Source organism: Paenibacillus hexagrammi (genome assembly GCF_021513275.1).
GTDB classification, from domain to species: Bacteria; Bacillota; Bacilli; order Paenibacillales; family NBRC-103111; genus Paenibacillus_E; species Paenibacillus_E hexagrammi.
The window spans coordinates 3,180,919-3,195,562 of record NZ_CP090978.1; the positions used below are offsets into that span (position 1 = coordinate 3,180,919).

Annotated in this window: 12 protein-coding genes and 2 pseudogenes; 4 read left to right on the top strand and 10 right to left on the bottom strand. The window is 46.1% G+C overall.

The annotated features are described in order from the left end of the window. Window positions 1–39: 39 nt before the first annotated feature. The 9 genes and pseudogenes from L0M14_RS14220 to leuC all read right to left on the bottom strand — a co-directional run bounded on the left by L0M14_RS14220 (window position 40) and on the right by leuC (window position 9,938). Entirely contained in the window at window positions 40–1,317 is a 1,278-nt protein-coding gene (locus L0M14_RS14220) for a dynamin family protein (protein ID WP_235122669.1), read from the bottom strand. Window positions 1,318–1,457: 140 nt separating this feature from the next. Beyond that, complete coding sequence (locus L0M14_RS14225; RefSeq protein WP_235122670.1) at window positions 1,458–1,733, bottom strand: NAD/NADP transhydrogenase alpha subunit; 276 nt, start codon at window positions 1,731–1,733, stop codon at window positions 1,458–1,460. Between the two features lie 21 nt (window positions 1,734–1,754). Then, window positions 1,755–2,428 (bottom strand): annotated as a pseudogene (gene nth, locus L0M14_RS14230) (endonuclease III). A 192-nt stretch (window positions 2,429–2,620) separates the two neighbouring features. After that, window positions 2,621–5,356 (bottom strand): S-layer homology domain-containing protein, encoded by a 2,736-nt coding sequence (locus L0M14_RS14235; RefSeq protein ID WP_235122671.1) that lies wholly within the window; start codon window positions 5,354–5,356, stop codon window positions 2,621–2,623. Window positions 5,357–5,376: 20 nt separating this feature from the next. Next, window positions 5,377–5,874, bottom strand: coding sequence for a GerMN domain-containing protein (locus L0M14_RS14240; RefSeq protein ID WP_235122672.1), 498 nt, complete (start codon window positions 5,872–5,874; stop codon window positions 5,377–5,379). Continuing rightward, complete coding sequence (locus L0M14_RS14245) at window positions 5,868–5,960, bottom strand: lipoprotein (protein ID WP_235122673.1); 93 nt, start codon at window positions 5,958–5,960, stop codon at window positions 5,868–5,870. Before L0M14_RS14245 ends, L0M14_RS14240 begins: the two co-directional genes overlap by 7 nt. Window positions 5,961–5,972: 12 nt before the next feature. Next, window positions 5,973–7,667, bottom strand: coding sequence for an N-acetylmuramoyl-L-alanine amidase family protein (locus L0M14_RS14250; RefSeq protein ID WP_235122674.1), 1,695 nt, complete (start codon window positions 7,665–7,667; stop codon window positions 5,973–5,975). Between the two features lie 214 nt (window positions 7,668–7,881). After that, window positions 7,882–8,487, bottom strand: a complete 606-nt coding sequence (leuD, locus tag L0M14_RS14255) for a 3-isopropylmalate dehydratase small subunit (protein ID WP_235122675.1) — start codon at window positions 8,485–8,487, stop codon at window positions 7,882–7,884. Window positions 8,488–8,516: 29 nt separating this feature from the next. Continuing rightward, complete coding sequence (gene leuC / locus L0M14_RS14260; RefSeq protein WP_235122676.1) at window positions 8,517–9,938, bottom strand: 3-isopropylmalate dehydratase large subunit; 1,422 nt, start codon at window positions 9,936–9,938, stop codon at window positions 8,517–8,519. 154 nt (window positions 9,939–10,092) lie between these two features. Here leuC and L0M14_RS14265 point away from each other — a divergent pair, with 154 nt between their 5' ends. The 4 genes from L0M14_RS14265 (at window position 10,093) to L0M14_RS14280 (ending at window position 13,474) form a co-directional block, all read left to right on the top strand. Beyond that, a complete protein-coding gene (locus tag L0M14_RS14265) occupies window positions 10,093–10,992 on the top strand; it encodes a LysR family transcriptional regulator (protein WP_235122677.1) in 900 nt (299 codons plus the stop codon). Between the two features lie 16 nt (window positions 10,993–11,008). Beyond that, window positions 11,009–11,989 (top strand): helix-turn-helix transcriptional regulator, encoded by a 981-nt coding sequence (locus L0M14_RS14270; RefSeq protein WP_235122678.1) that lies wholly within the window; start codon window positions 11,009–11,011, stop codon window positions 11,987–11,989. Window positions 11,990–12,073: 84 nt separating this feature from the next. Continuing rightward, entirely contained in the window at window positions 12,074–12,952 is an 879-nt protein-coding gene (locus L0M14_RS14275; RefSeq protein WP_235122679.1) for an SDR family NAD(P)-dependent oxidoreductase, read from the top strand. A gap of 132 nt (window positions 12,953–13,084) precedes the next feature. After that, the gene (locus L0M14_RS14280) at window positions 13,085–13,474 is read left to right on the top strand and encodes a carboxymuconolactone decarboxylase family protein (RefSeq protein WP_235122680.1); all 390 of its coding nucleotides are present in this window, start codon (window positions 13,085–13,087) and stop codon (window positions 13,472–13,474) included. A gap of 185 nt (window positions 13,475–13,659) precedes the next feature. On the opposite strand, the pseudogene L0M14_RS31900 reads toward L0M14_RS14280, so the two are convergent. Beyond that, a pseudogene (locus L0M14_RS31900) lies at window positions 13,660–14,522 on the bottom strand (LysR family transcriptional regulator). Between the last annotated feature and the right edge of the window lie 122 nt (window positions 14,523–14,644).

Below are 14,644 nucleotides of genomic sequence, written 5' to 3' on the forward strand. Positions count from 1 at the left end.
GCGCGGAGACGTCAGCCTTCAGCGCTTCAATCTCGCGGGTCAGCTCTTCGCTGTGAAGACCTTGCTGCTCGGCGGCTTTCTTGAGCGCATCGCGCAAATGCCAATCGAGCTGGGCTTCCACCTGCTCAGCAAAATCAGCCTGAAACGCTTGCAGGCGTTTCTCCATCTCCGCTGCCGTCTGCGCGGCACGCGAGAAAAGCCCACCTTGAACCCGGGCTTGCGGCTCTCCAAATACTGGTGAGCCTTATCCCGCGTCAAGGCCGGTGTGATGTTGGCGTTCTCGATAATCACGCCAAGCTCTTTTCTCAGAGCTGCTGTCAAAACTTCCGGCAGCTCCTTCAACTGCTTCTGCTCGCGCACTTTCTCCTCCGCAAGCTGTACAAGCTCCTGCACGTCGCCTTCCTGGCCCAGCTCATCCATGAGTTCCTCTTTGCGGGACTCATTCTGCTCAGCCACCCAGTTGCCGTGCTCCTCCGCCAGATAACGCGCGGATGCATCCAAGCTGAAGCTGCGAAGCTCTTCCCCGCGCCCGATTAACTGCTTGAGGAGCCAGTTCAATTTGGCATATTCATTATGGGGGTGCGCAGGCTCCTTCATGGTTACATACAAGATGCCGTCAGGCTCAATTCCCCAGCTTTGGAAGGCCATCTTCGTCCCTTCCTGATACTGCTTGAACGGGAGCTCCCGCTCCTTGTGCTTATCAATCATGTTCACAACCAGATAGAGCGGTTTTCCCCACTCTTTCATTTTTTTGGTGAACGCCAGATTCACCTCGGATTGAACATGGTTGTAGTCCATCACATAGAACACAACATCAGCTAGATGCAGCGCCGATTCCGTAGACTGATGATGGGCATCATCCGTAGAATCAATACCCGGTGTATCAAGCAGCGCTGCACGGTCGCCCAACCAGGCAATCGGGTAACTAATCTCCACGGATTCGATATCCGTACCATTGACACAATAGGCTTCCAAATCTTCTAACGGAATGACTGCTGCTTCTTGACTCTCACCGTTCGTTTTATGCTGCACGTGCGCTCCGGCTTCACCATTTCGAATACTTACGATGTTGGCGCTGGTTGGAATTGGGCTCGATGGCAGCAGCGCGTGACCGCACAATTGATTGATCAAAGTTGATTTACCCGCAGAAAAATGTCCGCAAAACGCAATATTCATGCGCTTAGAATGGATTTTATACAACAATTGTTCTAGCTTTGAAGCATTCTGAGCATCACCTGCATGGCTTATGGACTCTTCCATGCGGCGAATATCCTCCAGCATCGTTTCACTATGGTTCTTCTCTATCTTTGTCTGCATGTTCGTTTCTCCCTGCCTAACTTGAAAACACTGTCGATTTACTACGAATTCCAGTGTAAGCCCCCGCTCCCCTTTTCGTCAATGAATACGACTATCAAAAAGAAGGCGCAAGGGCATAAAAAAATCTCCTCTAGGGAGATTTAAGAAATTGCCGCTGTTTCCTTTTCAGGCAGGAAGATTTCAAATACGTCGCGGTGTTGAAGTATTGTGATATCGGAGTCCTTCACTTTCATAACAACAACTTCAGGCTTTGTTTTCATTTTGTCTATGTAGTTTTGAGGAACTTCACCGGATTCGCTTACGGTCACACCTTCGATGACTTTCTCTTCATTTTCGCCTAGCGGAGTGTTAATCACTTGCTCGTAAATATCGGAAAATAATTCAAAGCTATTGGTGTATACGGCGATGCACTTCATTTCCATCCCATCCTTTGTTTGCTAATCATTCTTTTTAGTAGCTTTCCTTGTTACACTTGGTTTCATACGTTTTTTTCCTTCTCTGCAAACGTCCAGGAGAGGACAGACCTCGCATTGAGGGTTTTGCGCCTTACAGTGATAGCGTCCGAAAAAAATAAGTCGGTGATGGGTCTGAGTCCATTCATCTCGCGGTATTTTCTTCATGAGCTTTTTTCAACTTCAAGCACTGAATCATCCCAGCCGGCCAAGCCCAGTCGTTTCGAGACACGTTCTACATGTGTATCTACGGCAATGGCAGGAACTCCGAAGGCATTCGAGACAACGACATTAGCTGTCTTTCGACCTACACCGGGCAATTCGACCAATTGTTCATGTTGTTCCGGAATCTGACCGTCATACTTGTCCATCAGCAGCTGACATAATTTCTGGATGTTCTTCGCTTTATTCCGAAACAAGCCGATTCTGCGAATATCCTGTTCAAGCTCCTCTAGAGGAACGGCTAAGTAATCTTGCGGTTGTTGATACTTTTGAAACAAGGATACCGTCACCTTATTCACGGTTTCATCCGTACACTGCGCGGAGAGCAGCACTGCAATCGTAAGCTCGAACGGATTGCTGTGGTTCAGCTCACAATGCGCATTCGGGAACATGTCGCCAATCGTGTCCAAAATATGTCTTACCGATTTTTGTGTCATCTTCTAATTTTCCTTGAGGCGTAATATGTTCAAGTGTATCGAATTGTGAAGGCAGAATCAATGCTTGTAGGACTGAAATTGAGAACATTTTATAAATCTTTACACTTATTTGTCCTACTTGGAAACAAATAACCGTCTGCCGCAAGGTAAGCCCCTGCCATACAGACGGTTAATCGCTAGCATTCGTTCAATTTATTGGACTTCCATTTCAACAATTTTATCATCTAACACATAGAACAGAATCTGATCTCCTTCTTTAAAGGAAGCAGCCGTTAAAATATCACTGCCTTTGTGGAAGTAAGCTCTAGGATAAATGTTGTATGAAGTTTTATCGCCGGAGCTTGTCGATTTAAAGACCATCTGATTCACAATGTTGTTATACATGGAAAATTCCCGCTTTGCCGCTGCAGCAACCTGCACGATGATTTTATCCGTCGCATCCTTGGTTACCTGAACACGGTCTCCTACTTTGATTGAAGCAAAACTCAATGTAGAACCTCCGTTCAGCTTCACCGCGTAGTTACCCCCGAGTCCAACAACCTGATTGGTACCCGTAAAATCTTGAACAGTTAGGCTAGAGCTAGCTGCATCCAATGCGATAACCTTGCCTCGAATCGTGTTGACCAATTCTACTTTCACAGCGGATTTACCTTTATAAGAAACCTTCACATATTCATCAGCTAAGATATCCGAAATAGTTCCAGAAGTTTGATCAGCTTTCACAATAGGTACACTGTCCAAAGCTACGGAGTACAGCGTGTTGGAGCTGTCCTGTACCGTCATCTGCTTACTGTTGACATTTGTAGTTACAACCTTATACAGCGATGTATTGCTGATCACGATATTCGTCACGATCGATTGGTCATAGCTCAAAATGATACCAACATTATCTCCAACCTTCAGATCAGACAACGTACTGCTGGATCTGTTAGGAATTTCAACAGTTGGCGCATAGGTCAACTTGAAAGTCAGGTTTTGACCGCTATCCGTTTTGATGGTCACATCATTGGTTTGCAGATTCAATTGTGTTAATGTTCCATTCAGTTGAGTAGACATTTGAATGGAAGTAACGTTGTTCTTGGAAACAAGCAGGTCTACATATTTACCAGCCGTGAATGTGTTGCTGAAGCTGGCAAATGGAAGCGTAGTGCCGGCATATTTGATGCTAATACTTTCTGTTATTTGATAAGCGTGTGGTACTCCTGCATTGTCTTGTACAGTTAAAATTTTGTTCGTTGTGTCATAACTGATAATTTTTGCAAAGTATAAGTTCTCAATCGATCGGTTCGTTACTGTAATTAATGTAACCTTGTTGTTAAGCACATCCAGCTTTACCGAATCCCCTGGAGCTACATCATAAATGCTTGCCGTAGCAAGTCCATCAATCTGCACCTGCACATTGTCACTAAGTTCGTAAGCAGCTAGAGCGTTGCCGCTAGCCTTCGTAATAGTTAAATACGACTTGTCATCACTGACATCCTTCAAGGTGCCTTCAACGGTAACACCAACATCCGCTTGTTTCTTTACGCCAATCTTTACAACCTCACTGTTGTTCACGGTGTACTCAATAGAATCTCCAACGTGTAGCGAGTTAATATCGATCAAGCTGTTATCCGGCAGCGTCACGATCAAATTACTGGAGTATCCGAATGCTTCTGTTTGACCTGTTGTTGATTCTAAGAATCCCAACTGATGAGTATCTTTGTTGATCGTTTGAATGACGCCTACAGCTGTCTTGTTGACAGGAACCTGCTTGACGATAATGGAAGTGATTTTGTCACCTTTCATGAGCTTATTTCTTCTTAACTCAATGATACTTCCTTCCACGACAGACGCCAGGCTGAGTCCTCTTCCATCTGCATCCGTTACTGTAACATCCGGCGCAAGGTTATATGAAACGTAATCGTCCAAAATAGCGGTCAAATTGTTCATGTTCAGCTTGAGCAGCTTCCCGTCATAAATGTCCATCTGAAGCTCATCTTTGACGATTTCAACATAGTAGGCGGTTCCGTTATTTTGCACAAGGGAGACTTCATAAGTTTCTTCAAGCAGCGAAGGATCAATCGCATTATCATCTTTATTTCCATAAAACACGGTTTGCGGATCAATCTTATACGTACTTGTATTTCCGTCAGAATCACTAATTGAGATCGTGCTTGAGCTCAAGCTTGTTAAGTAACCTCGAACGGCATGCTGAGGGAGCTCGGTCAAATCACTTTGGGAACGGCTGAGGAACGCGGCCATCTGAGCACGCGTCACGGAGCCTTTCGGTTGGAACGAACCGTCTTCGAAACCATTGACGACGTTCAGAGAAACGGCTGCATTGACATAACCGAGAGCTGAATAACTAATCTCATTATTATCTGTAAAAGAAGTAGGCAAAGACCCCATACCTTGTGCCAAGGACTGTTTGCCGATCGCACGGATCACGACTTCCGCTACCCATTCCCTGGAAGCTTTGCGCTGTCCCCATTTCTCCTTGGAGTCTGCGTCCATCTGTGATCTAGCTTTTTCTTCCTCGTTCGAAATCAAGCCCTTCTGAAGGGCTAAAGCAACGTAGTTACGAGCATAGTCGTCAACCAGCATAAAATCAGGAAATACAGTGGTTGCTGTCATCGCTTTGGCCTGTGCTTCAAGTCCCATCATCCGTGTAGCCATGATCAGAACATCTTGTTGGGTCACAGATTTCTCTGCACCGTATGAACCGTCCTCATAGCCCTGAATGATGCCTTCTAAAGCCAGTTTAGTGATATGCCGGATACCCCAATAATCGGATGCCACATCTGGAAAAGAGAGCTTCACATTACTGTTGGAAGCAGATGTAGTTAAACTTGTCGTCGTAGTCGACTCTGCAAATGCAGGCGTTGCCGCCAAACTGGTAACAATTAACGAGCTGAGCAGTGCGTTGGCTAGTTTCTGTTTTTTCATCGTCTGTACTAACTCCTCATCTAGTTCATTTCATTCGATCGTTTGATAGGATATGGAAGCTCCATATGCCCCATCAAGCTATCTACTTGCTTTCCATCTTTCAAAACAAACAGTGCCTTTACTTCAGGAAATTGGAACATGGATTTTTTTAAAGCTTGAAGGAATAACTCCTCGCCAGGCGCGCCTAACTGAGAGTTCGGTCCAAATTGGATGTCGATGGTCAGTTCGCCCTTTGCTTGATCAAATACAACCTTCTGAAACTTCATATCCTCAAAAAGAGTTGCTGCCTTCGGATCATCGCCCTTGGCTTGCGCTTGTAATAGGGCTGCATACACCCCGTCTTCCTTCTCGTAAGAAACCGTCACTTCTTTTTCAATCAATTTCATTTCATTTTCATCTGTGAAATATGCTTTAACTTGCTTTTGCTGCAAAGGCTTAGGTGTAACCGCAGCAGAAGGCAGCGGAGTTGATTGCGCTTGGGTGGGAGGCTGCGACGAAGCGGCTGACTGACCTAGCATGACTCCTTCTGCCCGCAGGCAGACACAGTCAAAGTGATCGCGCTCAGCAGAACAGCTCCCTGAATGAGACGATTGACTTTCGTCATAAGATCCTCTCCTTATTTGATGTTCAAGTATTCTTCGATGGCAGACACTAAGGAGGCGGCTACTTGATTTTGAAAAGCTTCCGTATACATCGCTGCTTCATCTGTTTTGTTGGATAAATAACCAACCTCAACTAGTACAGCAGGCATGGTCGTTTTGTGGATTACCCTGAAATCCCCGATCCGCACATCGCGATCAGGCAATCCTGCAGCTGGAATGATATGCTTGTGAACGGTATTGGCAAAGTCAAGGCTTTGCGGATTGTAATAATAGGTTTCCGTACCGCTAATGGTAGGCTTGGTATGCTTGTTTCCATGTATGGATAAGAACAGATCCGCTTGTATGTTATTTGCAATTGCCACTCTATCATCCAACTCTACAAAAACATCCGTGCTGCGTGTTTCGATAACTTCAATTTGCTCGTCTTTGGCAAGCAGCGCAGTTACCTTATTCGCCATCGTGAGCGTAAAATCCTTCTCATTCTTGTTCGTCACGGATTGGGCTCCAGGATCTTTGCCTCCGTGACCGGCATCGATAACAACGCGCAAATGCTTTTCTTCAATGGCAGCAGTCCAGATGTTGGATTGTTTAGAAGGCAGCTCCCGATAATCTGCAATCCCTTTAAGATCCAGGATGACTCTCACGGTCTGAGGGTCATCGGAAAATTTAGAATAGCGGATTTTTGCTACTTTCGGATGCTTCGACGCGATCTCTCCGATGTTGTTCACCATTTTTTTAGCCAAAGCATCATCTAACACCGTACCTGGGAAATCAAAAACAATACGTCCCGGGTCGGATAGTTTAATTACCGTTGGCTTCAATTCCCCATCTTTGGCTTTAACAGTCAAATTTTTGTCTGTCAATTCAATCGAAGTTAGTACGTGAGTTTTTGAATCCTGCAGCGTTTTGTCTGTGTCTTTATCGGTACTAACTGAACTAGCGTTTGTTGTTTTACCCGTATTCCCGGAATTCGAACTCGTCGGCGTTGCTGTCGTCGTAGGTTTGGTTGTTGAAGAATTTGATTTATCCGCCGAACTTGTAGACGGACTGTTCGATGTCGTTGACGTCGTGTTTGTTGTTGTTGACGGTTTGTTTGTCGTGCTTGTCGCAGCTCCCTGCTTGTCCGAGGAATTCGAACCTGAATTCGTCTTATCTGTGTTGCCTTTATCGGATGAAGGCTGTGTATTCACCGAAACCACAGCGGAAGACGGGTCCGCTTCTTCCTCCTCATCTTCTTCAATAGGTGCCATGACAGGAACTGAGACAGGTTCATCGTCTTTGACCATATAGACGGATGAAGTCATATAATCCCAATTAAATTTGACTCCCATTTGTTCACCGATAAAACGAAGCGGCAGCATCGTGTTGCCGTTTTCAATAACAGGCGGAACCTCCATGTTTTGCTTGGCCCCTTGAATCAGGGCGACTTTGCTATTGATCGTCAGTTGAATGTTCATGCTGTCCTTCACGATCGTCACTCGCTTAGCTTCCTCGTTCCAAGAAACCTTGGCTCCCAACTCCTCCGCGATAATGCGAACAGGCACAATTGTATTGCCTTCCACAATCCTCGGAGAAACCTCGTCGGACACGAGCAGCTTCTGATTCATATAGAGCTTGATAGACTTGTCCTTTTCCGCTCCCCACGCATACGCCGGCGTTAGCATCATGCCAATCAGCAAACTAAGGAAAAACACCGTATATCTCATCATTCACCTCTATGTAATGTCGGAATTCTACATCTGCAAACGCCCAAAACTAACACCTTCGCGACCATTCGTACAAATTACGATTACTCTTGACAGCATTTTCACCACCTTACGACAATCTAGTAAACTATTAGACGCGAAAAACTGCCAAAAGTTGCAAGGAAGACAAAAAAGAAGCTCCTGGCAGCAGGAGCCTCTTCACGAGCGTTGATTTTGCTTATTTGTAAGCCAAACGTGCTTTTTGCGCTTCTTCGTAAGCGGTAATTTTGTCTTCGTGCTGAAGAGTCAAACCGATATCGTCAAGTCCTTGCAGCAGGAATTGACGGCGGTGCTCGTCAAGCTCAAAGCTGATGCTTAGGCCGTAATCGTCTGTCAGCTTGTTGTTTTCCAGGTCTACATGAAGCTTGTAGCCTTCGTGCTGCGCAGTGCGCTGGAACAAATCTTCTACTTGCTCCTCAGACAATTTGATAGGCAGGATGCCGTTTTTAAAGCAGTTGTTATAGAAAATGTCCGCATAGGAAGGCGCGATGATGACGCGGAAACCGAAATCCTGGATCGCCCAAGGCGCATGTTCACGGGATGAACCGCAGCCAAAGTTGGCTCTGGAAATCAGAACGGAAGCACCTTGGTAACGATCTTGGTTTAGCGGGAAGCTGTCGATTACATTTCCTTGTTCATCCCATCTCCACTCGAAGAACAGGAATTGGCCGAAGCCGGAACGCTCAATGCGCTTCAAAAATTGTTTAGGAATAATTGCATCTGTATCTACGTTCACACGGTCAACAGGACCTACAAGTCCAGTATGTTGTTTAAAAGCTTCCATGGTCGTTAATCTCCTTTACTTTACCGAAATTAGGCTTGCTGGTACGATTTGATTTCCCAATCGCGTACATCTACGAAATGTCCTCTAATCGCCGCAGCAGCAGCCATTGCAGGGGAAACAAGGTGCGTACGTCCGCCGCGTCCTTGACGTCCTTCGAAGTTACGGTTGGACGTGGATGCGCAGCGTTGACCCGGTTGCAGAACGTCCGGATTCATCGCCAGACACATACTGCAGCCCGCATCGCGCCATTCGAAACCAGCTTCGGAGAAGATTTTGTCCAAGCCTTCTTTTTCCGCTTGAATTTTCACGCGGCCGGAACCTGGAACGACGATTGCCGTTACGCTAGGATCCACTTTGTAGCCTTCAGCGATTTTTGCTGCTGCGCGAAGGTCTTCAATACGTCCATTCGTACAGGAACCGATGAACACATAATCAACTTTCAGCTCGGTCATTGGAGTTCCCGGTTTCAAATCCATATATTCAAGGGCTTTTTCAGCCGCTTTTCTTTCATTTTCAGTTGTGAAGCTTTGAGGATCCGGAACAAGGGAAGTAACGCTTGTACCCATGCCTGGGCTTGTTCCCCAAGTCACTTGCGGAATCAAAGTGTCAGCATCGAAATCAACAACACGGTCGTATACTGCACCTTCGTCTGTTACATAATGCTTCCACTGCTCAACAGCTGCATCGAAAGCTTCGCCTTGTGGAACATATTCACGTCCACGCAGGTAGTTGAAAGTCGTTTCGTCCGGTGCGATCAAACCTGCTCTTGCACCCGCTTCAATCGACATGTTGCACACAGTCATGCGCTCTTCCATCGAAAGGCTGCGAATTGCTTCGCCTGTGTACTCGATTACATAACCAGTTGCAAAATCGGTACCGTATTTAGCAATAACACCAAGAATCAAGTCTTTTGCCGTTACGCCCGGCTTCAGGTTGCCGTTAATGCGAACTTCCAGCGTTTTCGCTTTGGATTGCTGCAGAGTTTGCGTCGCAAGCACGTGTTCAACTTCACTTGTACCAATACCGAATGCCAGCGCGCCGAATGCGCCGTGTGTGGACGTATGGCTATCGCCGCAAACGATAGTTTTGCCCGGGTGCGTAAGGCCAAGCTCAGGACCCATGACGTGAACGACACCTTGATCGATGCTGTCGAGGTCGAACAATGTCACGCCGAAATCACGGCAGTTTTGGGAAAGCGTGTCGATCTGCTGCTTGGAAATCGGATCCGTAATATTGAAACGGTCCTTCGTAGGCACGTTGTGATCCATCGTTGCAAAAGTCAGATCAGGTCTGCGCACTTTGCGTCCGGACAATCTAAGTCCTTCAAATGCTTGTGGAGAAGTTACTTCATGAACCAGCTGCAAATCGATATACAAAATGCTAGGTTTTCCTTCTTCCGAATGAATAACGTGATTGTCCCAAATCTTTTCGAACATCGTTTTTTTACTCATACCCAGTCACCTCTTGTCATAAAATCCGCTCTAATATTTGTTTATTACCCTCATGTCGTATAGTATCATGTATTTATTCATAGCTCCAAGATATAATAACTATAAGCTTCATAGGATTATCCTATAATCTTTCATAAGAAGGAGATTTGTCCGCATGGAACTGCGACAGCTTCAATATGCCATACAGATTGCCACGGAGCGTAACTTCTCCAGAGCAGCGGAAAAGCTGCATATCGCACAGCCATCCCTCAGCCAGCAATTATCCAAGCTGGAAAAAGAAATCGGCGTCCTCTTGTTTCAGCGCAGCACAAACTCGGTTGAGCTTACGCATGCAGGAGCGCTTTTTGTCGAAAAAAGCCAAAAGATTCTCGATATGGTCGAGCAGCTCAAAAAAGAAATGGAAGACATCTCCCAGATGAAAAAAGGCCGCCTCGTCATTGGCAGCATGCCGATTACCGGATCGACGACCCTGCCGTTTGTCGTCCCTGTCTTTCAAGCTGCCTATCCGGAAATCGAAATATCCCTGGTCGAAGAGACCTCCAGTAACCTGGAGACACTGACGATGAACGGACAAACAGATATCAGCCTGCTTTCTCTGCCTCTTCGTGAGGAAGCTCTTGTGTATGAGACGCTATTGGAGGAAGAAATTGTGTTGGCCGTGCCTCCGCATCATCCACTAGCCGAAGCCGCTTCCCCTATTCAAATCGAGGATTTAATGAAGGAGTCCTTTATTGCGTTAAAAAAAGGCCAAGGCTTCCGCCAGCTTACCCTGAACCTGTGCCAGCAAGCTGGCTTCACTCCGAATATTGTCTTCGAATCCAGCAATATAGAAACGGTACAATCTCTTGTCGCAGCGGGAATGGGCATCGCCTTCGTCCCGTATTTGATTTCAAGGCGTAACTTCAGCGAATTGGCTCCTGTTCATCTTCCGCTGCAAGGAAGACCCGCGCGCACGCTTGTCATTGCGTATCGAAAGGGCCGATATATTTCTAAAGCGGCAGAGGCTTTTGTCAAGACAATGAAAGAGGTTATGGGCAGCATCATGTCCAGATAGCGTGGAGGGGACATATGTGAAAAAAATTCAGCGTCTCGTTGCCTTAATGATGGCCGTAAATGAGCGCATGCGTTTTACTGTAAAGGAAATGGCTGAACAGTTCGGTGTCTCGGAACGAACCATGCACCGTGACTTGCAGGAACTGTGCGAGCTTGGTATGCCGCTCTATACCGAATTTGGACCACACGGCGGATATCGGCTGCTAAAAAAACGAATACTTCCCCCTATTCTATTTACGGAGCAAGAAGCGGCAGCTATGTTTTTTGCCGTACAGTCGTTGCAATACTACGGCTCACTTCCCTTTGAAGCCGAATCAACGGCTGCACTTGATAAATTTTATCATTACCTTCCTGAAGACTCGAAAATAAAGATCCAGGAAATGAAAAACCGAGTGGTGTTCTGGTCCCCTTTGCGTACACAGAGTCCTTATTGCTTAGAGCCTATTTTATTGGCGGCCTCACAGAGGCGCCCCATTCAGATTCACTACGAATCTAAAAATGAGACTAGCTCCCGACTCATTCTTCCGATCGGCATCTATGCTCACAACGGATTCTGGTATGCACCTTCCTATTGCTATCGAAGATCCGAAGTGCTTCTGTTTCGGGTAGACCGTATTCAATCTATCGACGAAACTATCACAGCTCCAGATTCAACACCCGATCATATTAAGGAACTTACTCTTAAGGATTGGTTTGAGCACTCCGACAGCCGTATTCATCCTGAACCTGATTTGCAACTGCGCATCCTTTTCACACCCTATGGAGTACGCTTATATGAGCGGTCTACCGTATTCCCAGGTAAATTAGACATCAATGAGGATGGCAGCGGTGTATTAACTGCTGCTATGCATACCTGCAATATTCCCCACTACGGAACATTTATGTTGAGCTTCGGCAGCGATGCACATGTGCAAGAGCCGCCGGAGCTGGTGGTATGGCTTCAAGAGCAAGTCAACAGACTCACCGGTGTCTATCTCCAAGATAAAGAATTTACATGAATAAAAATAATTCTGAATCTATGACAAGAGCTGACAAGATTAAACTGCAAACTGAAATTGTCTTTGAATAAGGGAGGTATTTTTATGGCAACTTTCAGGAACATGTTAGAAGGCACAGTCGCTCTCGTTACGGGAGCAAGCCGCGGGGCCGGCAAAGGAATCGCATTGGTCTTAGGAGAAGCAGGAGCTACCGTCTATGTGACCGGCCGCAGCACAAGAACTCATCCATCCAGAACGGATTTGCCGGGAACCATCGAAGAAACAGCGAATGAAGTTACCCGCAGAGGCGGTGTAGGAATTCCCGTTCGCTGTGATCATACTATCGACGAGGAAGTCGCTTTATTATACGAGCGAATTCATGATGAGCAGAACGGCAGATTGGATTTGGTTGTAAACAATGCTTGGGGAGGCTACGAAAATTATGATGATGCGGACTTTCTGGCACCATTCTGGGAGCAACCCATGATCAGATGGGAAAAGATGTTTCATGCAGGGTTAAGGGCCCAAATGGTGTCGAGCCGGTATGCCATGAAGATCCTGCTTCCCCGTCGTAAAGGATTGATCATTAACACGGGGGTAAATGTAGATTATGGTAGCAATAATCCCGTTAATGTTTTTTACGATACCGTCAAACGGGCGGTAGTCAATATGACGCAAGGCATGGCACTGAATCTGTCTGCACAGCATACAGGTATTTCCGTCATCGCTCTGGCGCCTGGTTGGATGAGAACCGAAGACGTATGCCGACATTTCGGAATCACACAAGAAGATAACTCCTATTTGCAGATAGAGGAACTTCTCCCCACGGAATCCGTCTTTTACATCGGTAGGGCGGTAGCAGCGCTAACCGCTGACCCTCATGTTTCGAAGAAATCAGGAAAACTTGTGGAAGTGGGACAAGTAGCCAGTGAATATGACTTTACGGACATCGACGGAAGAAGGATCCCCCCATTCAGAGTCTAGCATCTATGAACGATCTAAGATGGTATTCGAGTTATAATTGGACGGATGTTGGTGACTTTATCACAGAAAACACCTAAGGCTCCCTTTAGAATGAGACTGTAATCTCAATAACATAGATAGCCGAGGTGTTGAATGATGAATTCTTATTACAGCCGCGAAGATTTGAAAAGGATCCCTGAAATCATGAATCTGGCTCCAAAAGCCGCAGCTTCTTTCATCGCTTTCGAGAAAGAGATTTATACCGATAGCGGATCGGTTCCCGTAAAGACAAAGGAACTCATTGCCATTGCTGTCGCGCACATTACGGGCTGTCCATATTGTATTGATACCCACACTCAGAGATATAAGAAGCTGGGAGGTACTTCCGAGGAGATCATCGAAGCCGTGCTGGTCGCAGCCTCAACCAGAGCAGGTGCGGTCCTTAGTCACGCCACACAAGCCTTAGCAGCCTTTGATCAAGGACTTACTACTGATGAAAGCTCACCTGTCACACCTGTCACAAAACCCGATTGCTTCTGTTAAAAAGGGCGGTCTGTGAAGAGCACGATGGTTTCCTAGGTGCTAGGATTCTTACAGTACAACATTCACTTTGCTATGGGAAAGTGCAAACGGGGGACTTTGAAAGCATGTAAGGTCCCCCTTTCCTAACATGCATGCATATATTCATTCTTCATTCATGGACTTATTGATCCAATCAGATTGCCGCCCTAGAAATTCCTCGAACACAGCTGAGGCCTTTGTCTTAAAATTGCTTTTTCTCGCCACCACTGAAAATTTCCTTCTGATGGGGAATCCAGCAGCGGGAGCTCACAAAGCGTATTCCATCTAAGCTCTTTATGAACAATCCATTTCGATAAAACCGCAATCCCTAAACCCGCTTCGACAGATTCCTTGATCATTTGGGAGCTTCTGTATTCAACCTGCTGTTTGGGCTGGATTCCAAGTGTAGCGAAGACAAGCTCCGTGACCTGGTGCCGGAACCCGGCTCTCGAATCACCCAGTACTGCTCCTCTATCTGCTTAACAGTTGGTTGACTGGATTCAACAAACGGATGACCATGAGCCCCCACAATAACTAGCGTATCATCGGCAATCGGACGTACCTCCACTCTATTGTCATGAAAAGGTTAGCCTTCGATAATCCCTACATCCAGTTCCCCTTGAACAACCTGCTTCACAACGGTAAGCGTATTATCAATGGATATATGGGGTTCAATTCTTGGATATTGCTTGCGAAATCCGGCAATCAGGTGCGGTAGCACATACTCACCGAATGTAAAGCTGGCGCCAATATATAGAGGTCCGCTTGGATCTTCCTTTAGATCCTTTACTAACTGTTCCATCAAACTATATGTATTCAGAATCTCCTTTGCATGTTGGTAAACAACCTCTCCCGCTTTTGTCAGCATGACATGCTTATTCGTTCGATCCAACAATTTCACATCATACCTGGATTCCAAAAGCTGAATGTGTTGACTGATGGCCGGTTGACTTATATACATTTTTTCTGCGGCACGAGTAAAACTACGCTCCTCCGCCACCGAAACCAATGCCAGTAATTGGTGGTCCATTTGCCCCTCCCTTAACCCCACTTAAATAAGCGTCAACTTATCATCACAATAATTGTAATGTATTTAACTTATACAACAACCCCCTCTATACTAAATCTATGTTACCTACTTCGGAGGTGGTT